Source organism: Aeoliella mucimassa, assembly GCF_007748035.1.
GTDB lineage: Bacteria > Planctomycetota > Planctomycetia > Pirellulales > Lacipirellulaceae > Aeoliella > Aeoliella mucimassa.
In genome coordinates, this window is the sequence record NZ_CP036278.1 from 1759794 (window position 1) to 1783636 (window position 23843).

Annotated in this window: 19 protein-coding genes; 11 read left to right on the forward strand and 8 right to left on the reverse strand. The window is 58.4% G+C overall.

Going from position 1 to position 23843, the window contains the following annotated elements:
* Window positions 1-66: 66 nt before the first annotated feature.
* The 3 genes from Pan181_RS07035 to ygiD are packed head-to-tail and all read left to right on the forward strand — an operon-like array spanning window position 67 to window position 2539.
* A complete protein-coding gene (locus tag Pan181_RS07035; RefSeq protein ID WP_145246151.1) occupies window positions 67-642 on the forward strand; it encodes a YceI family protein in 576 nt (191 codons plus the stop codon).
* A gap of 6 nt (window positions 643-648) precedes the next feature.
* Entirely contained in the window at window positions 649-1614 is a 966-nt protein-coding gene (locus Pan181_RS07040; RefSeq protein ID WP_145246152.1) for a hypothetical protein, read from the forward strand.
* A 46-nt stretch (window positions 1615-1660) separates the two neighbouring features.
* Window positions 1661-2539: a 4,5-DOPA-extradiol-dioxygenase gene (gene ygiD / locus Pan181_RS07045; protein WP_231943777.1), complete on the forward strand. Its 879-nt coding sequence runs from the start codon at window positions 1661-1663 to the stop codon at window positions 2537-2539.
* A gap of 606 nt (window positions 2540-3145) precedes the next feature.
* On the opposite strand, the gene Pan181_RS07050 is transcribed toward ygiD, so the two are convergent.
* The 3 genes from Pan181_RS07050 to galE all read right to left on the reverse strand — a co-directional run bounded on the left by Pan181_RS07050 (window position 3146) and on the right by galE (window position 6982).
* On the reverse strand, window positions 3146-4192 hold the full coding sequence (locus tag Pan181_RS07050; protein WP_145246153.1) for an endonuclease toxin domain-containing protein: 1047 nt from the start codon (window positions 4190-4192) through the stop codon (window positions 3146-3148).
* Window positions 4189-5220 carry a transglutaminase family protein gene (locus tag Pan181_RS07055; RefSeq protein ID WP_145246154.1) on the reverse strand — a complete coding sequence of 344 codons (1032 nt, stop codon included), beginning with the start codon at window positions 5218-5220 and terminating at the stop codon, window positions 4189-4191. Before Pan181_RS07055 ends, Pan181_RS07050 begins: the two co-directional genes overlap by 4 nt.
* 778 nt (window positions 5221-5998) lie before the next feature.
* Entirely contained in the window at window positions 5999-6982 is a 984-nt protein-coding gene (gene galE / locus Pan181_RS07060; protein ID WP_145246155.1) for a UDP-glucose 4-epimerase GalE, read from the reverse strand.
* A 203-nt stretch (window positions 6983-7185) separates the two neighbouring features.
* Between galE and xerD the strand changes: the two genes are divergently transcribed.
* Together xerD and Pan181_RS07070 are read left to right on the forward strand one after the other, a co-directional pair.
* On the forward strand, window positions 7186-8118 hold the full coding sequence (gene xerD / locus Pan181_RS07065; protein WP_145246156.1) for a site-specific tyrosine recombinase XerD: 933 nt from the start codon (window positions 7186-7188) through the stop codon (window positions 8116-8118).
* Between the two features lie 81 nt (window positions 8119-8199).
* Window positions 8200-8418, forward strand: a complete 219-nt coding sequence (locus Pan181_RS07070; RefSeq protein ID WP_145246157.1) for a zinc-ribbon domain-containing protein — start codon at window positions 8200-8202, stop codon at window positions 8416-8418.
* A gap of 38 nt (window positions 8419-8456) precedes the next feature.
* Here the strand turns inward: Pan181_RS07070 and Pan181_RS07075 are convergent, their stop codons facing one another.
* From Pan181_RS07075 to Pan181_RS07090, 4 genes are all read right to left on the reverse strand, one after another.
* Window positions 8457-9620: a sulfotransferase family protein gene (locus Pan181_RS07075; protein ID WP_145246158.1), complete on the reverse strand. Its 1164-nt coding sequence runs from the start codon at window positions 9618-9620 to the stop codon at window positions 8457-8459.
* Between the two features lie 103 nt (window positions 9621-9723).
* Window positions 9724-11199, reverse strand: coding sequence for a hypothetical protein (locus Pan181_RS07080; protein WP_145246159.1), 1476 nt, complete (start codon window positions 11197-11199; stop codon window positions 9724-9726).
* Window positions 11196-12182: a hypothetical protein gene (locus Pan181_RS07085; protein WP_197529001.1), complete on the reverse strand. Its 987-nt coding sequence runs from the start codon at window positions 12180-12182 to the stop codon at window positions 11196-11198. The genes Pan181_RS07080 and Pan181_RS07085 overlap by 4 nt, the downstream gene beginning before the upstream one ends.
* Window positions 12183-13271: 1089 nt before the next feature.
* Window positions 13272-13604, reverse strand: a complete 333-nt coding sequence (locus tag Pan181_RS07090; RefSeq protein WP_145246161.1) for a hypothetical protein — start codon at window positions 13602-13604, stop codon at window positions 13272-13274.
* Between the two features lie 497 nt (window positions 13605-14101).
* On the opposite strand from Pan181_RS07090, the gene Pan181_RS25950 reads away from it, so the two are divergent.
* Both Pan181_RS25950 and Pan181_RS07100 read left to right on the forward strand, forming a co-directional pair.
* Window positions 14102-15049, forward strand: coding sequence for a PEP-CTERM sorting domain-containing protein (locus Pan181_RS25950; protein WP_197529002.1), 948 nt, complete (start codon window positions 14102-14104; stop codon window positions 15047-15049).
* A gap of 390 nt (window positions 15050-15439) precedes the next feature.
* On the forward strand, window positions 15440-16720 hold the full coding sequence (locus Pan181_RS07100; protein WP_145246162.1) for an FG-GAP repeat protein: 1281 nt from the start codon (window positions 15440-15442) through the stop codon (window positions 16718-16720).
* Here Pan181_RS07100 and Pan181_RS07105 read toward each other — a convergent pair.
* On the reverse strand, window positions 16703-17656 hold the full coding sequence (locus tag Pan181_RS07105; protein ID WP_197529003.1) for a DUF3472 domain-containing protein: 954 nt from the start codon (window positions 17654-17656) through the stop codon (window positions 16703-16705). The two genes, Pan181_RS07100 and Pan181_RS07105, sit on opposite strands and share 18 nt — an antisense overlap.
* A 440-nt stretch (window positions 17657-18096) precedes the next feature.
* Between Pan181_RS07105 and Pan181_RS07110 the strand changes: the two genes are divergently transcribed.
* From Pan181_RS07110 to Pan181_RS07125, 4 genes are all read left to right on the forward strand, one after another.
* Complete coding sequence (locus Pan181_RS07110) at window positions 18097-18597, forward strand: RNA polymerase sigma factor (protein WP_145246164.1); 501 nt, start codon at window positions 18097-18099, stop codon at window positions 18595-18597.
* Between the two features lie 403 nt (window positions 18598-19000).
* Window positions 19001-19192: a hypothetical protein gene (locus Pan181_RS07115; RefSeq protein ID WP_145246165.1), complete on the forward strand. Its 192-nt coding sequence runs from the start codon at window positions 19001-19003 to the stop codon at window positions 19190-19192.
* A gap of 430 nt (window positions 19193-19622) precedes the next feature.
* Entirely contained in the window at window positions 19623-22676 is a 3054-nt protein-coding gene (locus Pan181_RS07120) for a tetratricopeptide repeat protein (protein ID WP_145246166.1), read from the forward strand.
* A gap of 41 nt (window positions 22677-22717) precedes the next feature.
* Entirely contained in the window at window positions 22718-23782 is a 1065-nt protein-coding gene (locus Pan181_RS07125; protein ID WP_145246167.1) for a tetratricopeptide repeat protein, read from the forward strand.
* The last annotated feature ends 61 nt before the right edge of the window (window positions 23783-23843 follow it).

Below are 23843 nucleotides of genomic sequence, written 5' to 3' on the forward strand. Positions count from 1 at the left end.
AGGGAACCCCAGCGGTGTTTTCTGTATCAGTGTTTATGTCCATGTCTCTGTAGGGAGAGTCAAACCATGAAAAAGATGTTCCGTTTCGCTTTGTTTGCCGCCATGGCGGTGGTTGCTTCGTCGGCAAGTGTGCAGGCCAAAGACTACGAAGTCGACGGCGCGCACACCTCGGTTTCGTTCCAGGTCGCCCATGGTGGCATCAGCTGGACCCATGGCCGATTCAATACGGTTAGCGGCGCGTTCACGGTCGACGCGGCCAACCCCGCCAGTCAGCAGTTCACCATGAATATCGAAGCCGCCAGCATCGATACCAACAACGCCCAGCGGGATGATCACCTGAAGAGCCCCGACTTCTTCAACGTCAAGCAATTCCCTGCGATCACCTTCAAGTCGACCTCGGTCGAGAAGTCGGAAAAGGGGCTTAAGGTCACCGGCAACATGACCATGCACGGCGTGACCAAACCGATTTCGTTCGAGCTGCAAGGTGGCAAGAGCATCGAGTTCCCCGCCGGCGTCGAGCGCATTGGCTACTCTACTGCCTTTAAGCTCAAGCGTTCCGATTATGGCATGGCGAACATGCTCGAAGCCGTAGGCGACGAGATCTTCGTGAACATCAGTTTCGAAGGCACCAAGGCAAAGTAAACTCCCATGCCCGATCCTATTCATATCTCGATCGCGATGGCAGCGGCCGCACTGGTGGCCGCCGCCATGGCGGGCGTCGTGTGGCTCGCTGGCCGCCGGTTCGCGCCGGGTAGCAACGTACTACCCTCCGTTGGTTGGCTGCTTGGCATCGCTGCTGGGCACTACGTCGGCGTCTGGTGGCTCGGTTTGTTGCCGAACCTGCAACTGGCGGAAGCCAGCAGCCGGATGTTCTGGATGGTGCTGCCAGCGGTGCTCGTTGTCGAACTGCTCGGCGTCGTCCCCAAGGTACCTCAGGCTTTGGTCTGGCTGCTGCGGGCGGCGCTGGCGTTAACAGTGACTCGCGTGCTGTTGCACGGGTCGACTTACGTTGCCAATAGTGGCAGCGGTGGTGACTCCGCTCAGCCAATGTCGTTTTGGGTGCTCGCACTGCTTGTCGCTGGCGGACTGCTGCTGGTGTGGGTTGCGGTTCGCAGTTCCACGCCGCTCCGCTCCGCCTGCCCAGCTCCATTGGTGCTCTCGGCGGTTGCCTTGGCCTCGTCGATTGCCATCATGCTGTCGGGCTACGCGACTGGTGGGCAGCTTGGCTTGCCGTTGGCCGCTTCGCTAGCCGGCGTGTTTGCCATCGCTCTCTGGCGCGGCAAAGTGTCCGACGCCACACCGACGGTCGGCTACGCGGTGATCGCCATCGGTTCGCTGCTAATCATCGGGCACTACTTCGCCGAACTAAAGGCTCCGCACGCCCTGTTGCTGGCGGCCAGCCCGCTCGTGGCTTTGGTTCCGACCGTGCCGGTGCTCGGCCGAGTGCCTCGGTGGGGGCGGGTGGCTGGTTCGCTGGCGTTGGTGCTGGTGCCATTGGCCTTGGTGTTGCAGCAAGCGGGGCAGACGTTCGTCGAACGCTCCGCGCCGACTGGTCAATCGTCGAGCACGCCGAGTCAGGCGTCGGTGAGCGACTACATGAGTTTCGGCAAGTAACGCCGCTTGTCGATGCGTCCCACGTGTTCTCACGGAAGAAACTAAGATGAACCGCCGTCAACTGTTGCATGCCATGGCCACGACTCCCTTTGTGTTGAATAGCCTGACCGACGTCGAAGCGTTTGCCGACGAACTACCCGCCAGCGAGCGGATGCCGGCCCTGTTTCTAGGGCATGGCACGCCGATGAACGCGATTGAGGACAACGAGTTTGTTCAGGGCTTTCGCGACATCGCCAAGAAGATTCCCAAGCCGCAAGCGATTGTTTGCATCTCGGCCCACTGGTACACCCGCGGTACCAAGGTCACCGCGATGGCTCGGCCGCGGACGATTCACGACTTCTATGGCTTTCCACAGGAGTTGTATGCAGTGGAGTATCCCGCTGCTGGTGATCCAAAGCTGGCCGCCGAAGCCCGCGAACTGCTGAAGCCAGTAAGCGTGGAACTCGACCAGCAGTGGGGCCTCGACCATGGTGCCTGGTCGGTGATCAAGCACATGTACCCCCAGGCCGACGTGCCGGTGGTGCAGGTGAGTGTCGACCAAACCCAGCCGGCCAAGGCCCACTACGAACTCGGGCAGCGGCTCGACGCGCTCCGCGACCGCGGGGTGCTGATCCTTGGCAGCGGCAACATCGTACACAACCTGCGAAAGATCGACTTCGCCGGCATCGACCGCGACGACTACGGCTTCGACTGGGCCGTGGACGCTCGCAATTTCGTAAACCAGCAAATCGCCCAAGGCGACTACACCAAACTGCTCCGCCCCGAGCAGCAAGGCATCGCCCTGCGAATGGCCATCCCCACGCCCGACCACTACCTGCCGCTGCTCTACGTGCTCGGCACCAAGCATCAACCGGGCACGGCCAAGGTGTTCAACGACAAGATGGTCGCGGGGAGTATTAGTATGACTTCGGTGCTAGTGGGGTAGGGGCGATGACAGTCCCTGCGTATTTGCAGGGCAGAAACGGAAATGGCTCCGAAGATTGTGCAACAGAAACTGCTCCGTAGTTACTTGTGTTTCTCCGAGGCAGGAGATCTGCTGTACTCAAAACACCACAATAAAGTGGTATCGAATAATAAGTGGGCACGACCAAAGGGGGCAATGTATGAAGTCTAGCTGCATTTCCTAAAAGCCTCAAGTACAGACAATCCCAAGGCCTCGTTTGTAGCTTTCAAATCAACAAGGATACTGTGGGCGGGAAGAAAGTCGTGTCCACCTTCTGGCTTGTTTCGTACGGAAGGAATGATCTGCAATGTTGTATTGTTCGCTTCCACCGAGCAGTAAAGTGATTCTCTGTCTATTCGTCCCCATGACCGCTCGCCAAAGGCTTTCAGCACTGGGTTACTCTCATCATTAGACGGAAACGATGGGACTGACTGTAAAACTGAGCGAAATTCTAGTCCAAGTTGAGATGGTAGTTCTGCCTTTTTAACTATGCGGACTGGCTCCGCAATACAACTCAAGCCAATGTCGTCACGAACGCTGGCGTGAATGACATACAGGTCTTTCCAGAGATATATTCCCAAAGTCATATTAAAACATCTCGATTATGATAACTGTAACTTTCTTTGACTTTCCGTAGTCCACTGCTGCTTCAATAGCTGCCTTTTGCATGCCTGTCATCGAGTGAGCTGGAATTGCGATCTCTAAGCTACGACTTGTTATGTCAGAAGCCCTGATGACTTTACCCGCCCGTTCGCCACCCTTGTACACTGCCATGAGGTCGATGTACCCATCAATGAGCTTGTTTAACTGATGACAATCTTGATAGGTTTTGGATGTCAGATCAATCGACTTGATGCTTGTAGCGACGCCATCCTTAAAGCGATCAATTGTCTTAAAGCCATTGGGTAAGTTGCCACCAAGCTTTGCTTCTACTGCAAAACCTCTGTTTCCAGCTCCCATTTTCCATACACTATTCTTGTTGAATATTCTCCTGCCAGTTAGAGCGGTTTTTGAGGTTGCCATCGATCCAGATGGTGTGGCAAGTCCGGTTGCAATACCGTAGAAAGCAATATCGATATGCGCTAGCAATTCAGCTGTGGTCTCAAAGTTATAGAATCGATCATGGATACTTGGATCGTTCAAGCCAATGTCTACCGACTGTTTGAGGATTGCCGAGTTGTTCATCGAATCATTGTGATTTGCCTTAAACCAACTTGACCAATCGTGGTTGCCTAACTTGCTATTCAATTCACTGAGGGATACGCGATAGCCGTGGCCAAGGCCTTTATCCGCTCCTTCACATGGGGTGTGTTCGACGAAGCCGAGCTCAGGATAATAGTGTCCAACCAATACGGGGGGTGCGTCAGAGCCAAAGACATTAAAGAAATTTGGTTCATTCACGTAGTAAAGAGGGATTCTGTACTTAGGTCTATGCTCTGGGTCATAGAATCCAAGATCCTCGGCCTGACGCCACGTGATGACCTGAAGGTATCCATGCTCCAGCCGATCTAGACCTGTTGTATCGAGAAAAGTAGTTGGTGTATTTCCCACATACCGATACTTATTTGTATCTCCAGCCTCAAAACCAATTGGGTCCTCGCTCAGCCACTGCCCTATTGATGGGTCGTAACTCATCCTGCGACCTCCTGTTCAAAGTAAGCCTCCACAGCCGCGTGGGGCTGAGCGGCAAGTTGTATGATTCGACGATTCCGGATGTGAGCACGACCCTGCTGACGCCGAGTAACGTGCAATTGTTCAATGCGTTTGAGTTCTTTCTCACCTTCGCGTATGGCCCACTTTTCCCAGGGCTTCATTGGACGTTCAACGCCATTTTCTATAACGACGCCCTGCCCAGTATGCTTGAACCCGTACTTAGCAAGGCCTACTTCGCTGCGATACAGCGCGGTTGCAATCGCATGAAAGCCCCAACGGTACGGATTGCCGGCTGTTAATTGGGTCGCAGCGAATTCTGATAGTTCATACGCTGCGCGGAATTGCATCCAGTCGAGACAGCATCTGGCGCGAGTTTCGTAGAATACGGAAAGCTCCTCTGTTGGAGTCATTGACTTGAGTAACCACCCGTCCCGAACATGTTGCATGACGACTGGAGCAGGCCAACTATAGTAATGTTCGTCTGGGTAGGAGATGAGTCCCTTAGCTGTTGCTTCAATGTTAAAACGTTCACCAGAGCAGAGGTCATCCCATCGAACAAATAAATGATGTGCCGCACTAACGAGCTTTAGTGGATAGCCAAGCCGGCGTCCGATGGCCACAAATAACACTGGCAGTGTTGCGCACGTGCCTCCGCGGCCTTCGATGATACCATGAATAAAATGCAACCGACTATCAGTGCAGTCAAAAGACTGTTCCAGTGAATCTGTTGCGTATTCAATGCCGATGTCGCGTTGAAGCACTGTAGCCAGTGCGACCATTCGGTAAAAAGCCTCTGAATGGCGAAACTCGGAAGGCCTTCTGTCAAATTGTTGCCTATTCCGGGCTGTTGATCGAGCAACCATCGCAGCCCATTCGTCCAGTACGGCAAGGTACTGCGAGATACTTAACTCTTCCGAACCACACAACTTGTCCGCACATGCCAGATTAACTTCGCCGATGTCGAGGCGAGCGTACTCATCAGCAGGCATCTCGTGGAACTGTCGCATCATGCATTAAGGCTTAAAGATGAAGTGGAGTTAAGTGCCAACCATTGTGGTGCTACAACCCGCATTTCGCAACCTTATTTTGTTGAAAAGTAGAATCTCAGAAACTAGTAGTTTTGGACCATGAATACGAGATAATTGCATCGCTCAAAGTCTAATGCGGTGTTACTATACGTGTTTTTGCGACCATGGTTGGTGCTGGTGAGTATGCCCTGAAGGGTGCATCTCTCCCCAGTTTCTGCTCGCAATTGGCCACCTAGGTCGCTATAACTGGGGAGTGAGTCTGTGCGCACGTTCAGGTGCGTGTCGGCTCGTTGGTTTACCCCGATTGGGGAAGCCGTTGGACGTCCGGTCTGCTGGCGCGGCGGCGTATGCTGCTGCGCGGTGGGAAAAGAGTGCTGGTTCTACGTGTTTGATTTTAGGTTCCGAATTCACTGAGGCAGTCAGCGGAAATCACCGTTGCGAAATCGTCGTCGCGAAGTCCTGCTTCGCTGTTCTTGCTTACTCGTTCCTTCTTCCCCATTCCCCGTTCCCGCTTCCAGAATAGATTCCCACCGCTGGGAATCTATTTTTCGTCCTCTTGGAGACTTACGACAACGCGATGGCAAAAACCGCCTGCAAATGCCGACGATTCGACGAGATGCGTCGACGTAAGTCCGCTAGGAATAGATTCCCAGAGAATCGTGTTGCGCAGTTTTGGGAAACTATCGAAGGTGGAATTCGCCGCGGGGAATCGGGGGAACGCATGCCTGGGGGGCGATGGTTGCCGCAAACCCCTACTGGTTTAGTTGGCGTACCCGTTGGGGTTGGCTTGGTGCCAGCGCCAGGCCGAGGCGACCACCTCTTCGACCGACGTGTACTTCGGCTTCCAGCCCAAGGTTTCGAACGCCTTGCTGCTGTTGGCCACCAGGGCCGCCGGGTCGCCGGGGCGGCGTTCGCCCATCACCGCGGGGATCTCGTGCCCGGTCACCTTGCGGCAGGCGTCGATCACCTGCTTGACGCTGAAGCCGTTGCCGGTGCCGAGGTTGAGTTTCATCATCTGCCCTTGCTCGAGTCGCTCGAGGGCGGCGACGTGGGCACTGCAGAGGTCTTCGACATGAATGTAATCGCGGATGCAGGTGCCGTCGGGCGTGGGGTAGTCGTCGCCGAAGATGGTAACGTGCTCGCGCTGGCCGAGGGCAACTTGCAGCACGATGGGAATCAAGTGCGTTTCAGGATCGTGGTCTTCGCCGATCTCGCCGCTATGGTGCGAGCCTGCCGCGTTGAAGTAACGCAGCGCGGCCACGCCGAGTCCGTAAGCGTGCGAGTAGGCATCCAGGGCCTTTTCGATCGCCAGCTTGGTATCGCCGTACGGGTTGATCGGCACCTGCGGCATCGACTCGTCGATCGGCGAGCTGGGGGGAACTCCGTACGTAGCGCAGGTGCTGCTGAATACGATTCGCCAGATGCCTTTCTCGCGCATCGCGTCGAGCAGGTTGAGTGCACCGACCACGTTGTTGGAGTAGTACTTGGCCGGGTCGGTGACCGACTCGCCAACCAGGGCGAGTGCGGCGAAGTGCATGACTGCTTCGGCGCCCGACTTGTCGAGCGCGGCAGCGAGGTCGGCGGGGTTGAGCAGATCGCCTTCGATCAACCGATCGGCCGGCACCGCACCGCGATGTCCTTGATAAAGATTATCGAACACCCAGGCTTCGTGGCCCGACTCTTCGAGCGCCCGCACAGCATGGCTGCCAATGTATCCTGCTCCACCAACGACGAGAACTTTCATTGCAATCGCTTTCGTTTAACACCAACCGGAGTACCTCAACCACTTTAACCGTTGAAGTCGACCTCTAGCATACCGAGAATGCCCCCGGTTTGCCCAGGGTTGCGAGATGCCGGCGAATGCTGCCGATACCCTGTTAAGGCAGGCGTTAAGCACTGCAAGACAGCCCTGCTTGAACCTTTAACCATTGCGACAGTTTTAACGATATGGCTAAGAAACCACTGAAGCCCCGACGCGAGCGGTCGGCCAGCGAAGTGCGCCAGCACCGCGAGGCGTTTCTGCGCTATCTGCGTAGCGAATGTCATCTGTCGGAGAACACCGTGAAAGCGTACGGCCGCGATCTCGAGCGGTTTGTCGCCTGGTTGGGCGGGCGGCGGCTGGCAGGGCTCAGTGTGAGTGATCTGGCGGGCTACCCCGCCTGGCTCCGCGAGCAGGATCTCGCGCCAACTAGCGTGAGTCGTCACGTGGTGTCGCTCAAGGTGTTCTTCAAGTACCTGCAGCTCGAAGGGGTGCTGACCGATAACCAAGCCGACCTGCTGGTCACTCAGAAGCTCTGGCAGAAGATTCCCACGGTGCTCTCCGCTAGCGAGGTCGAGCGACTGCTCGCCGCCCCTCCTAAAGGGGAGCCTTGGTGGCGTCGCGATCGGGCGATTCTCGAAATGCTGTATGCGACAGGTTGCCGGGTGTCGGAGTTGGCGACGATCAAGCTGGCCGATCTGCATGTTGCCGAACGGTTCTGCCGGTGCCATGGCAAAGGCGACAAGCAGCGGATGGTTCCGCTCGGCGAGCCAGCGTGTCGGGTGATTGAAGAGTATCTGGACAAAGAACGCCCGAAGCTCGCGAAGCGGAATACGAGCGAGCCTGGCGAGTTGTTTCTTTCGGTGCGCGGACGCGCGATGCGGCGGGAGCGGATCTGGGAGCTGGTGAAAAAGTGCGCGGCCATCGCGGGAGTGAATAGCGACCTCAGCCCACACAGCTTGCGGCACAGCTTCGCGACCCACCTGCTGGCCGGCGGCGCGGACCTGCGCCACGTGCAAGAGATGCTCGGCCACGCCAGCATCGCGACCACTCAGCTATACACCCACGTCGACCACACAAGGCTGAAGAAAGTGCACGAATCGTTCCACCCACGAGCATAGGGGAACTATCGAAATCATTCCAATGAACGAGAAGGAGCTGCGAATACTTTCTGTTCTCAACCTTGTACTCGAAGGAAGACAATGGAAAGCCAAGAATCGCGAACTGCCCATAAATGCCTGCGCTGCGGTGACGAGCTACCCAACGGCGTGCGTTACTGCGTCGCCTGCGGAGCCCACAACATGGACCCAGGTGCAGGAGCCATCAACACGGCCAAGTGCGAAATGGCATCGAACAAGCGAACCGCCTTCTGGAGCTCGGCCGCTTGCTGGTATCGCTGGTTTCATGGCATCCGGCGATAAGGTTATTGCTGGTAGTGTGATGCTCCTTACATACGAAGTTACGAATCACTTCCCGATTCGCCGTACCCGAACATGTCGAAGTAGATCCCCCAGTTGTCGCGGACCTTGGCTTCGATTTCGGGTGGGATTTGGTAGCGGTTGGTTTGGTAGTCGCCGGTTCGTTCGATGTAGCGGTCGACGCCCGGCTTCACGCGGTCGTAGTTGCCTAGGTCGAGCTGCTCGTACATCCGCTGAATTTCCTGATGCGGATTGGCGGTGAGATCTTCGTAGCGAATCTCACATAGATTGCCTTCGGGAATCAGCTCGCGATCTTCCTGGTAAGCTTTGTACATCACTTGAAGGTTTTGGAGCACTTCGCCTTCCATCCAATCGTACTCCGGCAAGTCGGGCTGCAGGCCTTGCACGTCGGAGAGCGACTTCCAGAGTCGAATGGTGGAGGGGAAGAGCTTGAACGGATCTCGCGAGATGTGCACGAACTTCGCGCGGGGGAAGATCTCGAGCAACCATTTGACCCGCGCGGTATGCGGGGGCGACTTGAGGATGATCCGCCGGTTGCGCGACACGGCGATCGACTTCACGAACAGCTTGAGCAACGCCTGCCAGCGCCGGCGGTCGCGTTTGGGGACCTCGCGCAGGTCGAGGTACTCGGAGTGCACCGGCCCGTTGTGGGGAAACGCCCAGCACAAGTAGGGCGAGGGCAAGCCGAGGTTGCACAGCGCGAACTCATCCTCTTGGGGTTTGTCCCAGCCGGCTTCTACGTTGTCCATCGGCCGCTTCGACGGAAGCAGCCAGGAGGTGAGCGGAGCTAACCATTTTTGCGTGACCAGATGACAGTGCGGCAGCATGCACTCGTACGTGTTCGGGTAAGTGTGCTCGGGATCGGTGATTAGCAACTCGTGCAGTAGCGTGGTGCCGCTTCGCCAATGACCGAGTACAAACAGCGGTGGCTCGGCCAGTACCTGACGATGTACCTGGCGGCCGAAGCGAAAGTTTTGCCAGGCGGCGGCTATCGAGTTGAACCCGCTGACCGGCGTGATCGAGGCGGCCGTGATCATCGACCGCGGTGTCAGGCGGCATTGTCGGGTGGCGAGCAAGCTCAGCCAGGTGCCGAGCCGCATGCCGTGCCAGAATCTGGGCGTAAGGATGCCCCAAGCGTGCGTCGGGTCGGCCGAATAGCGTGGCTTGGGTGTCGAAGGCGACATCGGGGCTCCGTTAACAAGGTGGTTAGGTCAACGGAAGTGGTGGTTCCGTCCATGGGTTCGGCGACGACACACACGCGGTCGACACCGATTGTTCTGCAAATCGCTATTGTGACTGGTTTGTCGGATTGTCGCTACTCGGTGTTTTCGGCTCGTCGGCCAGGCCGGCCAGCAGCTCTGCGTCCTCGGCATCGAACAGCTCGGGTGGCTCGCGCATGCGGGACAGGGTTTGAGCTTCGAATCGATTGTCGGCTCGCGTGCGAAGCCAGACAAAAATCCACAGCAACAGCACGATTCCGATGAAGCCGAGCCCAGCGACCCAACCCCAAATCGGGTTCTCCGAAGCTGGCGTTACTTGCAGCGGGCTGCGGCCCACGAACAGCGGCGCCAAGCGAAGCTGCCCGTCCGCGTGGCGGCTGGTGTAGCGCCAGTTCTTGAAGAAGAACCCGGCTACCCGCACCGACTCGCGAATATCCTCTCCTTCCGGAAAACCGTCCGGCAGCTCCAATACGCTGAACATCACCGGGTTGTTAGCCGAGTCGCTCGTAAACAGCGCCAGCTCGTAGTAGTGGTCGATGCCGCAGGCGTCGGCATCCACGTCGCTGGCGACCTCCACCCGTAGCGCGCGTCGCACGACTCCGTCGAACGTTACCAGCTCGCCTTCCTGTTCGGCAGGCAAGTTAAAAAACGGGGCGACCGCGTAACTGTTGTAGCGGGCGAGCGACACCACTTGCTGGGCGACTGCCCGATGGGCTTTGTCTCCTTCCTTAGTCTTCTCTGTCCAGGTTTGGCGATGGCGTGGCATTTGCCGATCGGCCCAGTTGATCAGTTGACTGGCCGGCGTCTCTTTCATGCTGGCGAGCAACCGATAAAACGCGATCGTCTCCCGACTCGTCAGCGGCTGGCGGTGTTGAACGTTGTCGAGCAGCGAGACATCTACCCCCATCACTCCGAGGACGCTCATGCCGTAATTAACCTGTGGTGGATTCCACTCGGTCGGAAACCACTCCAAGTTGGCGGCCGCGATCAACGGAACCAGCTTGTCGCCTTGCTCGTCGATCTTCACAAAGATGCCTTCCACGGCAATCTTGCGATTCGCGGGCGACGCGGGATCCCACTTCGCCGGCACGCTGCTCGAGTAGATCACGCACTCTCCGTCGCTCGCTTTAGCTCGGCATTGATGCACGTTGCCAGCGTCGGTTGCCGGTGGGGTGTCGCTGACGATTTCCCCCTCCCAGCGGATGAACGCCCCGCGGAAACTGTCGGGATCGTCCAGCAGCTCGGCGAGTGTCGTCGGCTTCGGCGTCGAGGCGTAAAACACCCGGCGATCAAACGTTCCGAGTCGAGCGACCAGGCGGTGCAGCTCTTGTTCTTCGTCGATCGAGAGCGGCAACCGATGAGCGAACTTGGCGAATCGGCTCTCGTCCCAGTAGTCGAGCGCCAGCGAGCGTTCGAGCCGCGTCGGTTCGGCGGTGTTATGCGTCGTCTCTTGGGCAAGGGCCAACGCCGGCACGATACTTGCCACCAACCAGGCGACCAGGCCTACCAAGCCATGCACACGTTTGGGGAGCACTGCGATCATCGTTGCGAGTCCTCCCCGTCCGCTTGTAATTCGTCTGCTTGCACTTCGTCGCTTGCTTTCGAATCAGCCACCGGCGCGGTGTCGGCCAGCGATTCGAGCCCCGCAACCACATCGGCCGAGTCTTCGCGGTACCGCGAGCGATCGGGCGCCGAGCGATTGGTGCTGATCCAGGCGACCGCCAACGCGGCAATCACCATCGCGACCGCCAGCAGTTGCCAGGCCGGCCAGGTGGGCTTTTCGACTTCCACGGGAGCCACGACCACTATCGGCGCGATCGTGCGACTCACAAACGTGGGACTCAAACTCAGCTCGTCGGCCACGCCGGTCGTGTGCGGCCAGTTCTTGAAGAACAACGCCTCGACTCGCATCTCGCCATGGTTGGGAATTTCCCCCTCCACGCTCCAGCCAGCGGGAAGTTCCAGGCAGTAGAGTTGGAACGGGCGAGTCACGTCGCGATCCGACTGCACGATGAGCCGATAGTAGTGGTCGATGCCCAGGTCGTTGGCCGCAGGGGTGAGTTGCTCGATGCGATGCACGCGCCCGGTGATGGAAATCACCTGCCCACGATACACGCTCGGCTGGCTGAGCAGTTGCGAGTAAACAATCGCCCCGCGCGAAGCGGCCGCCAGTTCGTCGGCCGGGGTGTCGCGGGCGACCTCGATCAAGTGGAACCACGCCTCGGTCTCCGAATCACGGAACGGGGTGTTGTCCTCCACCGACTCGAGTAGCTCGGCATCCACGCCCGGCAGCGGGGCGGCGATCGCTGGCTCGCCAGCCTCGGTGAGTGTCACCGCGGGGGTTGCAGGGGGAGTGTCGCCGAACAACCGTGCGAGCTTCTCACGCATCATGTCCGATTGCACGGTTTGCATCAGCACCACGATCACCGCGAGTCCAACCGCGAGCGATACCAGCCGCATCGGCACTCCTGCTGCAGCGGCACGCGGCGAAATCGGTCGGCGAGGTCGTGTAAAACGTAAGGCCATAGCGAAACAGGGCTCTCCCAAGTGGGGGAGGTGACTGGAGGAAAATTCGTCAGCGGATTACCAAGGGTTGCCAAAGTGGAGTCAACTTGCGGAGCCCCGTTTACTGGTATCGGAACCGCTCAGCCGAGTTCATCAGCTTGCCAGGGGGCCGCTACCTAAACTACCGGCCGCCAGCAAAACCAACGGCCCAAAGCGAAACCACGCGGCAACTGCTCCATTCTACCTTAATAGGGCCGATGGAGACAAAACCGGTTGTCGCCGCGGATCGACCCAACAGTAATTTCAAATGGCCTGCCAGGAACCACAGGGACCGCAGGAAGTCGCAGCAAACTGCCAGAAGTTGGTGGAGCCAGCAGGCCGCCGAGGCAATTTGCAGCGAGCAGTCGCCTGGAGGATTTTGCCCCCAAACCCCGGAAATCGATTCGTGGGGGCTTTATTCTCCCTGGGCGAAGACTTTGTGCAGGGCGTAAGCCATTACCACACAACGACTTCGGCGGAATGGCCTCGTTGCACCGATTCGCCGTTTTGCCCCCAGGCGATTCGGGTGGGGGCAAAACCATGCTGGTTGCGGTCGCCAGGCGAATCGAGAGCACGAGGTCACGATTTACTAGGTCGCGATTCGCTGGCCGAAGCCAATCCCGCCCAAACCTCCCAGCGATTTCCGCGGCCCAGGTGAGTGCGTTGGCCAACTCGACGGGAGCCAGATTGTCAAAGAGCGATGTGAATGGATGTTCACTCACTCATTAGAGCAGACAGGCGGGGGATTGCAAGCATTAAATTTGGCCACTTAGGCGGGGACTGGGCGGCGTGTTTTCTCAACTTGCGCCTTTGATTGTGCGACCAACGAAGCAGGCAGCAAGGATTGCAAAGGCGGACAAAGCGAAACTGGAGGGCTCGGGGACTTGTTGATAGATCCACACACTGTCCGCTTGCCTCAGAGCGTTTTCGATGGCCCAACCTGCAAAACGGTCATCCCGTGTGCTAGCCACAAACACGCTCACCGAATGTTCGGCGATATCCAAGTCGGAGACGGCTCCTGTACTGTACGCAGGCACTCCAAGAAAGGTGGTTAGCTCGATGGCTTGTGGTCTATTTGTTTCGTAGCGTAGTCGTATCGATCCCTGCCGATTCTGCCAAAGCACGAACGTCCTCCGCCGTGGCAACCGTGAAGCCAGCGAACATCCCGCCGGGCAAGGTGTGGTCGACAACTGCCTGGTACTGTTCTTCCAGGGTGCCGCCTGGAAACTTGAAGAGCTGCGTCTCGGTCAGGTCGAGCCATTCGCGTTGGTTGACGTCGTCGTAGGTCAGCAGCCCATCACCTGGAACAAGCCAGTCGTGCTGAATGACCGCCGCAGTGGCGGTTCCGTGGAATGCCAGTAAGATCACGCTAGCAATGAACTTAAGAATCCAATGGTACCGCATCGCAAGGCCCCCACTTTGTGTGGCATCCAGTAAACACCCCTCCGTCAACGACTTGACACCAATGTATGTTTAACACTTGTGGGCTGGTGTGCAACCATGGGTGGTACTTGAATCCCAAAGATAGAATCATCGTCAAGTCGATCGTTGGGCGCGCTGAACAAAGGTGTTTTGCGCATTCACCCAACCGGCGGGGCTGTAGGAGCGACCGACAAGCCAATGGTCGGCAAATACAACATCCTCACTGCAAGGTGCGGCGAGTCGCAGTGTTGTTTCCCTGAAAGCCATGCCGATTCTGCAGAATAGAGATTCCAACCGTGTTTCTCCGACAAATAACTGTAAATCGTCTGGCTTTTTGCTTATAACGACTACTGAAGTGCTTTGCTGGACGGGGGAGACTTATTTCGTCCAGCGCTCGCTAAGGCGGGGGGAACTGTCAATAAGCCGGTCGTGGCGACGGAGTCGATCGGCGTGCCTTTCACCACACCAGGAGTGTACTAATGACGCGACCACTAACGACTTTCTGCGCCGTTCTGGCGTCCTTGTGCCTGGGCGTATCGAGTGCCTCGGCCGCTGTGCTGTATAGCGACAGCATGGAAAGTGGAGCAGGCTGGGGCATCAATGCCTTCGGCGATGGCGACCATGCGGCGACGTTCGGCTACGACTACAGCGCCGACGACATTCCCGAGGCTCCCCACTCGCAAGTGGGCGATTCCGCGACCACCGGCGTGAAGCTGGAAGCCAATACCGCGAGCGACAGTGCGGGCTCCTCGGGATTCACACTGTATCCCGTGGGACAGAGCTTTACTGGCAGTTATCAACTTCGCTTCGATGCGTGGATTAACTACGACGCCAACGAACGCATCAACGGCAATTCGGATGGCACTACCGAATTCATCGGCGGCGGCATCGGCTACGATGGCGTCAAAGAAGACATTGGTTCGGGCGCGCAGCTCATCGTGACCGGCGACGGTGGTTCGTCGAACGACTATCGTGCGTTTGGCGACACGAACTTCCTCGACGCCGCTGAGATGGCCGGTCTTTCTCGCGACGGTGGCAATGTTTACTACGCCGACTTCCTGCCAGGCGTCGCACCGCCCGCTGGGCAGAGCCAAACCGCCTTCCCGGCAGGTACGCCCGGTACCCCTGGTTTTCAATGGGTAACCTTCGAGTTCACCACCGACGGCACGATTGCCGATGTGATCATGGAAAAGCCAGGCGGTGAGCGCCTGCTGATTGCGTCGATCAACGCCAGCGGCAACGACCCGTTCAGCTCCGATGGCAACATCAGCCTGTTCTACGCCGACTTCTTCTCGTCGGTCACGGCTGAGCCTGGTTTGACGTTTGGTATGATCGACAACGTGGTCGTCACCCAAGTACCCGAGCCCACCACGCTGGCGCTACTGGGCTTGGGACTCGGTGGACTGATGCTTTATCGCCGCCGCTAAACGCTGCTAGTTACTTGAGCTACTTACACCCTCACGCACCCCTGTGCGTGGGGGTGTTTTTTTATGCGCAGGAAGCGGCCAGACGTTAGGTGCGGTTTTAACTTTAAGGATTGGCGGTGCTGGGGGCTTCGCGGGGTGTTGTGAAGTCAGGCGACCAAGGGCATTCGGCGATCGCTGGAAATACTACATCGCTAGTGGTTTTTAGTGAGACTATTTTTCGGAGAAATGCTAGCGATGTGGTTGTAGTCGGTGCACAATGTGGGCTTGCTTGTCATGCGTTTCGCGCGTTGATGTTGTGAGTCGCGAGAAGCAGCAGAGAACTCATGGGGAGTCGAAGAGGGGGAGCTGGGAGTACCCGGCTCGCGGGTTCGGTCACAAGGAGGGGAGCTCATGAACTGTAGCGCGAGGGTCTTGCTAGGACCCCTGGTCTTCTTTGCCGCCACGGTGCAAGCGGCGTACGTACTGCCCGAGAGTAAGCGGGTCGCCTTCGATGGCAACGAGAGCGATGCCTTTGGTTGGAGCATTGCAGTCGATGGCTCGCACGCGGTGATCAGCGCCGACGGCAGCAACGATCAGGGACTCGATTCCGGCGCGGTCTATCTGATGGACACCGCTACCGGCACGCTCACCAGCAAACTCACCCCCGACGATGGCGAGGCGGGGGACTCTTTCGGCTGGAACGTCGGCCTCAGGGCAGCGACCGCCATCGTAGGTGCCCCGCACGACGATGACTTAGGATTCAACGCTGGCTCGGCTTATCTGTTTGATGCTTCGACAGGCGAGATGCTCCATAAGCTGACCGCCAGCGATGGCCAACAGGGTGACTTGTTTGGGGTGAACGTCGCGGTAGATGGCAACCTGGCCTTGGTGGGAGCCAGCAACCGAACGGAGCAGGGGAGCAGGGCGGGCGCGGCCTACCTGTTCGACGTCACCACCGGTCTGCAGCTAGCGAAGTTGGTGCCAGACGACAGCGCCGAAAACGGCCTGTTCGGCGGAGCGGTCGCGTTGTCGGGCAATCGAGCGTTGGTCGGCGCGTATGGCGACGGCGAGTTCTCCGGCGCGGCGTATCTGTTCGACACTACAACCGGCGCGCAGCTAGCGAAACTCACCCCGAACGATGCCGCCGCGAACGACTACTTTGGTTTCTCGCTGGCCATCGAGGGCGATTTGGCACTCATCGGAGCCTTTGGCGACGACGACAATGGCCACAACTCCGGCGCGGCTTACTTGTTCGACGCACTTACCGGCGAGCAGCGGGCCAAGCTGGTCGCCATCGACGGCGCGGCCGGCGATGGGCTGGGGCGTGCGGTCGCCCTGTCGGGACCGATGGCCATGCTCGGCGCGTATTGGGATAGCGACCAAGGCGACCGTGCGGGCTCGGCTTACGTGTTCGAAGTCGCCAGCACCGCGCAGGTGGCCAAGCTCGTCGCCCGCGACGGCCAGCCCGACGATTTCTTCGGCGAGTCGGTCGCCCTCTCGGGCAGCACCGCGATCGTCGGAGCGTGGGGCGACGACACCGCCGGCGCCACGGCCGGAGCGGTCTATTTGATCGATCTCGACCAGGTGGTCAACGTCCCCGAGCCAGCGACCGTTGTCGCCGTAAGTTGGCTGAGTGTGGCTCTCGTGATGGCAAGGCGTGGGAGCACCGCTCGGCTATTTGCCAAGCGGTAGATCGTGCCGGCGCTTGGCTTCGTCGCGGACAAAGATCTCGGCGACTTCGACCACGCAGTTATCGCCATCGGCGCGGACTTTCGCGCAGTCGGGCGAGCTGGTGCTGCCTTGCTTGACGCTGGGATAGAACGCCGAGGCGTTCTTCAGCGGAGCCTTCTCGCCATTGATGCGGGGCCAGCCGAACGTGACATTCACCTTCGGGATGTTCGAGCGGCGGATCTTGCTCGTCGAGTAAACCTCGACAAACGCCGAATGGCGGTTCCAGTAGGTGAAGTCTTCGCCTTCGAACAGCAGGCTGCCGACTTCCAGTTCCGAATCGTCGGCGTGGTTCTTCACTTTGCAAGTGAACCAGGTCGCGGGGGTTCCCTTATGCTCGACGGTCTCCCCCTTGGTGATGCTCCAGGTGTAGGTGCCTTGCTTCCAGACATAGGGGCGGCGAACGCTGGCGAACTCCCCTTCGTAGCCGGCGCTCTCGACCAGGCACTCGTCGTCGGCCATCTGGACATGATCGAGCCCGATCGGCATCTTCTTGTCCGACGACCAACGCGAGAAGATCGCCCCATGCCCGCGATGCACCCGCTCGCGGCTCTGCTTGTCGGCCCAGCCGTTGATGTTCGACTGAATGCCACCATAGAACTGCAGCCCGTTGATCTTCGCTAGCCCACACGGCGAGATGTAGAGGTTGTAGGTGTCGGGCACGTCGCGATCGATGGTGATATCGACCTCGAGCGAGGTGAAGTGTTCGATCGGCTGCTCGAAGTTCCACCAGATGTTCGCCAGGTGCCACGGGCGCGGGGGAAGTTCCACCCCCACGGCTTTGGCCATCGCCTGCGGCGAATCCTGCGCGCAGGGATCGGTCGTCTCGTCGGCCTGGGCGGTCAACGCAACGGAGTAGAGGGATAAACAGCTCATCAGGAGCAGCATGGCGTATCGCATGGGGGGGCTCGAAGTTGGGAGGGGGGGCAATTGCGCTGCCAGCGAGGGGGACGGCAGCGGTGGGATTGGCTACGACTTTAACCCACCGGAGCACCGTCCGGCAAACAGTTGGCCCGGTCGGTGGGCTTCGGATAGGTGAAGCCCCAAGCCGGCAGCGGCTGGGCAAAGTGGTCTGGTCAGGTCACGCGCGGCAGCGGGTCTCGTCGCCCGCTCATATTACCTAACCCGTTTGTGTTCCACCACTTACGAGTCGTGCTGGGAACTGGCAGCGACTTTCTCGTTTTTTTCTGCTCACACGGGAATAGTGGTCGAGTTCTCCGGCGAATTGATTAGGTGAACAGAGACAACTCGTGCTATAGTACGCGAATCATCGTGTGCGATGCACGATACGGAACACTCCGGTTTCAGCACGGAACAGGCTGAGAGAGGAGAGGCAAACAGTGGCACTAACGCAGACCGAATTTCACGGTATGGTTTCGGACCACGCTCCGGCTTTATATCGACTCGCTTATCGCATGGTAGGCGACTCGCATGACGCTGAAGACGTGGTGCAGGAGACGCTACGTAGTGCCTGGAGGAGTCGCGATCGATTTGATCGCGGCCGAAGCCATCGGGCTTGGTTAGCCTCGATTCTCCGCCGACGTGTGATTGATGGATGGCGTCGCAAAGCGCGCACTCCACACCCTGCGGGGGAGCATGGGATCGAGATAGCCGTGGATGGCGTGGATCCATTGGCCTCGGAGTTGACCGACGAAATGCAACACGCCTTGCAACAACTGCCTGACGATCTTCGGGAGTCGTTACTCCTGGTCGTCGTCGGCGAGTTGACCCACCAAGAGGCGGCCGACACTTTGGGAATACCGCTCGGCACGGTGCTCTCGCGTGTAAGCCGCGCCCGCCAACGACTTCGCCAGTATTACCTTGCCGAAGCCAAAGGTTGAAGTAGCCTTGCTACGTTGACCGACGGAGAGGTTTAGAGAAGTATCAACAAGTGGTTTTATAGTGCGAACCGCTTGGAAGGATGCATGCATTTGCGTCCGTTTAAATACGCGTAAAGCGTAGGAAAAATACGCGGAGGGAATTTGCCAGAACCTCCATTTGTATCGTGTTTTTTCTAGGTTTTATGTGGAACTCCAAGGGCCAGTTGGGGTTTCAATTAGTGTGTCAGGGGTATGAACCGATGTTAGCTGCAAGCGTATGCACATGCTGCCGTTGCGCACATGCTCGGCGCTTGCTATATGAGGAACCGACGAGATGAATGGAGAGTCTCAACGGTCGCGGAGCGGTCAAGCAATGTTTACTGAGTCGAGCGCGAAGTCACCTTTCGCAAAGTTACGTTTTGATGTGGATTCGTTAGTCGCCCCGTTGGGAGGAGCCGCAGGGTCGACGCGCGACGAAGCTTCGGGACTACGGTTCGGTTTACCTGCCGACCCACTGATGGACGAGGTGCTCAAGGCCTCGCCGGCAGTGCCGCAGGGGTTTGTCGAGCGGCTTCATCGCTTGGTCGACGATCTCTCGGAAGACACCGCGGCTTGATGCTGGAATCCGCAGCCAACTAGCGATTCCGCGCCTGACCTATGGGGGCCACCCTGCAGGGTGGCTATCTGCTGTTTGCGCAGCTTGTGTTGATTACCAACCAGCACACGCGCCTTGCACGCTGCGGCTTGTCTAATCGTCCCTAATCGACCTCGCGGGCATCTTTCTTTGGCCATTCAGCAATACTCGTGGTAGGGTGCTGCGTATAATTTCACGTCTTCCCCGAATGCCTGTTCGGTACAATCCGACCGAGTAGCCGCTTGCGCACTGGTTTTCGCACGCTACTGGGTGGCAAATGCCAGCTCGATTCGGGTAAGATAGGTGGTTCGCCAAAGCGGGCCACCCCTGCCTGCTAGGCCCCACCTGTCCCGGAACCAGGTGGCGTACCTGCCCGACTTACCGAGTCCATCGCCCCAGCGCGAGGAGAGGGATGCCGCATCGCTATTTCTATCTGCTAATGGTCGGCCTACTGTGCCTGCCTGGTGTATCGACTGCCGCTGATGATGCAGCTGAATTCCTAGAAGCCATGCGTAAGCATGGCATGCATGATCTGGCGCTCGATTATCTCGATTACGCTCGTACCGATCGTCTGGTGTCGGAGGAGTTCAAGAAGAAGATCCCCTACGAGCGGGGTACCACGCTGCTTGCCAAATGGCAGGAGACCGTGGCGACTGCCGAGAAGGATCGCATCGCCGCGCAAGCGCGAAGCGAACTCACGGAGTACGCCAACGCGAATCCTTCGACTCCCGAAGCCGCCGACGCCCTGCAGCGGATGGCTGGTCTGCTGACCGTGACCGCCATGAATTCGCTGGCCGTGCTCGAGATGAAACCGGTGGTGCCAGACGATGCGCCCGAGATCAAGAAGACCGCTCGGGGGCAACTGGCCGAAGCCCGCACGTTGTTCGAGCAGGTCGAAAAGTCGATTCAAACGCAGCTCGATTCGTATCCCGATAAGTTGGATCGCACCGAGCAAGCGGAGCAGTTCAACGAGCGGCGCCAGTTCCGTCGGCTGCTCGCTCAGGTGCGGATGCAGCGGTCGGAAAACCTGTTGCAGCAGGCCAGCACCTACGGTCAAGGCGATGCGGCCGCCAAGGCGTTGTACGAAAAAGCTCGTGACGAGTTTCAGAAACTGTTCGACATCTACGATGGGTTTCCTCCCGAGTCGCACGAGGCCAAACTCGGCCTCGGCAAGGCCCTCAAGGCACTCGGCGACACCAAGCGGGCCGATACCTGCTTTGAAGACATCATTGTGATTTGCCACGATGTCGGGGCGTATCGTTATCTCACCACCGAGGCTCTGGTAGAGCAGGGCGAGATGATGCTGGCCGAGGGCAAGCTCGATGCCTTGCTCGAAAAGCAGGGAGTCTGGCTCGCCACCGCTCGCGGCATGGAAAGCCGTCAGCCAGCGTGGCTCGATCTGAAATTCCTGGTTGCCGAAACCATGCGTCAGAAGATCGACTCCGAAGGGGTAAAAGATGGCGACAAGCGGAAGATGATCACCGAGGCCCGTGACCTCTATACCGATCTGGCGCAGTTGCCGAGCAAGCATCAAATGGTGGCTCGGCAGATTCTGGCCGAGAGCTTCCCGGTCGATCCGAACGAAGCGGAACGCGTGCGGGTGAAGACCTTCGACGAGGCCCTGCAGGCGGCAAAAGACTCGATCAACCTGATGACCGTGGCGAAGCAAACGCTGCCGGTCGCCAAAGCGAACAATCCCGAGGGGGTCGAGGTGCTCCAGCAGCAGGCCGACAAGGGATTTCAGGACGCCATGTATTACTTGTCGATCGCTCAGACTTTGGTCGACGACGATACACCGCTGGCGGAGCTGAACGAGAGTCGTTGGCTGACATGCTATTTGATGTGGGAAGACAAGCAGTTCTATCGCACCGCGGTGCTGGCCGGCTTCATTGCCCGGCGTTATCCCGAAGATCCCAAAGCCAAGATGGCAGCGAAGCTGGCGATGATTTCGTACCAGCAGCTGTTCCAGCAGGCACTCGAGCAAAAAGCCCCCGGCGCCGGCGAAGCGGAGGTGGCTCGGCTGAAAGACATGGCCAGCTTCATCACTCGCCGGTGGAGTGGTTCGGCATTGGCCAACGAAGCCTTTAGTTTGCTGATGGTCTTTTCGATCCGCGACCAAAAGTTTGAAGAAGCGCTGGAGCTACTGAAGGAACTACCCGAAGAGCAGCGCCCTATCTACCAGGCCAAGATTGCCAACGCGATGTGGGAAATGCAACTGCGGGCGAGCATCGAAGGGGATCAGTCGATCGACCGGCAAGCACTGAAGTCGCGGGCGGTCGAATTGCTCGACGATAGCTTCGCGAAACTTGCCCAAGATCCCACTGCAGCCGATACCCTGGCCGCTTCGACGCTCTACCTGTCGCAAGCCCGCTTGGACGAAGGCAACTACCAGCAAGCGATCGATATGCTGGAGAATCCCAACTCCGGCGCGATCGCGCTGAGCAAAACAAATAACCCCATCGCTTCGCGGCAAGCTTACGCCATGGAAGCGTACAAAGGGGCCCTGCGTGCCTACGTGTCGGTAATTCCGCCGCAGACGGAAAAGGCCGTGGAGACCATGACCGCGCTGGAAGAAGCAGCCGGCGGCGGTGGCGAAAAACTCACTCGCGTGTATCTGGGGCTCGGTGTGCAGTTGCAGCAACAGATCGACGAGCTGAATGGCGAAGGGAAAACCGACGAGGCGAAGCGAGTCGGCGAGGCGTTCGTCGCGTTTCTTGATAAGCTCACCGAGCGTGGTTCGACCGATCCTGTGGTTCGGCAGTGGATTTCGCAGACCTACTACCGACTGGCCGAGGGGCTTGCTGGCGATCCCACCGCCGAGGAGCAGCGGCAGACCTACTACGCTCGTGCGGCCGACGCTTACAAGCTGCTGCTCTCGGAAGAGACCATCGGCAACTTCGAAACGAACCAGTTGCTGGCCTTGCGATTGCAGTATGCCAACGCGCTGCGTCACGCGGGTAAGTTTAAAGATGCCATGCAGGTGTTCGAGATCATTCTCACCGAGAAAGAGATGATGATCGAAGCCCAGACCGATGCCGCGTACACGCTGCAGGAGTGGGGCGCGAGCGGCGTGACTGCCAAGCTTAAGGAAGCCGTTACTGGAACCGGCCCGCTGAACGACAAAGGCAAGCCGACGATCTGGGGATGGAACTACCTGGGCAAAGTGGCCGCGAGCGTTGCCAGCAAAAATGCCAGCAATAAGCAAGTCGCCGCCCGGTTCAAGAACCTGTTCTACGAATGCTGGCTGAACATCGCCCGCGTGCGTTACCTGCGTTCGGAAAGCGAGCAAGGCAACGCAAAGAAGAAGTCGCTGTCCGAGGCCAAGAAAGTGGCTTCGACCATGGTTCGCGACTACCCCGCATTGTTAGATACTCCGCTCAAAGCGGAATATGACGAGCTACTAAAATCGATTCAACGTGGTGAGGGTGCTCCCACCCTGGGGCTGAAGGAACTACTCGACGAGTAGCAACTCTGCCCACGGCCATCTCTGCATTGGTGAGAATGAATATGAGAGTTACAAAACTGCAATCGGCGCTTCCCTGCCTACTGCTCGGCCTGTGGCTGGTGAGCGGAACGCTGCCAACCGCTTCGGCGCAGTCGACCGACCGCATTCGTACGGTGGGTGGTTCGGAGACCGGCGAGGTGATCAATATGTCGCCGTTATCGGTCACGCTTGATAAGAATGGCGAAGAGAAAGAGATTCCGGTTACCGAGATTCGCAGCATTCTGTTCCGCCAAGAACCTTCGGAGCTGACGCAAGCTCGCTTGAATGCCACGAATGGTGGATACGAGAGTGCGGTGAATCGCCTGGAAGCGATTAACATGTCCGAAATTCGCAACGACTACATTCGGCAAGAGGTGGAGTACTACAAGGTTTACTGCGACGCGAAGATGGCGCTAGTCGGTTCGAAACCGATTCTCGATGCCGGCAAGGCGCTTAACGAGTTCGTTTCGAAGAACCCGCGGAGCTTCCATATTCTCGAGGCGACCGAGTTGCTCGGCGATTTGCTGGCAACGATGGGGAAGTATTCCGCCGCCCAGGCGCAGTACGAACGTCTGGCCAGTGCCCCTTGGCCGGAGTATCGCATGAGGTCGGCCGTGCTGGTTGGTCAGGCGATGCTCCAACAAGATAAATACAAAGAAGCCCTTCAGCAGTTCGATACCGCACTCAAAATCGAGGACGACAGCGCCGGCGGCAAGGTGCAGCGGCTTTCCGCCGAACTAGGCAAAGCGGTCGCTACATCGGCTACCGGCAACGTGGACGAAGGGCTCAAGTCGGTCGAGCGGGTGATCAGCGAGGCCGACCCCGAGAACGCCGAGCTGATGGCCCACGCTTATAACGCGCTAGGCGAGTGCTATAACCAATCGGGGCAGCCGAAATCGGCACTTTACGCCTATTTGCATACCGATTTGCTCTACGGCCGAGTGGCCGATGCCCACGCCGAAGCGCTCAGCAAGCTGATTCCGTTGTGGGAATCAGTAGGCCAGGACGGCGAAGCCCGCAAAGCCCGCCAGGCGTTGCTCAATCAGTATCCAGCCAGTCGCCAGGCCAAGGATCTATTGGGTCAGTAGCCAGCCGAGCCAGCTCGCGGCTTTGCGTTGCTGGCAGGGGCTGATTAAACTAAAAGTTCAG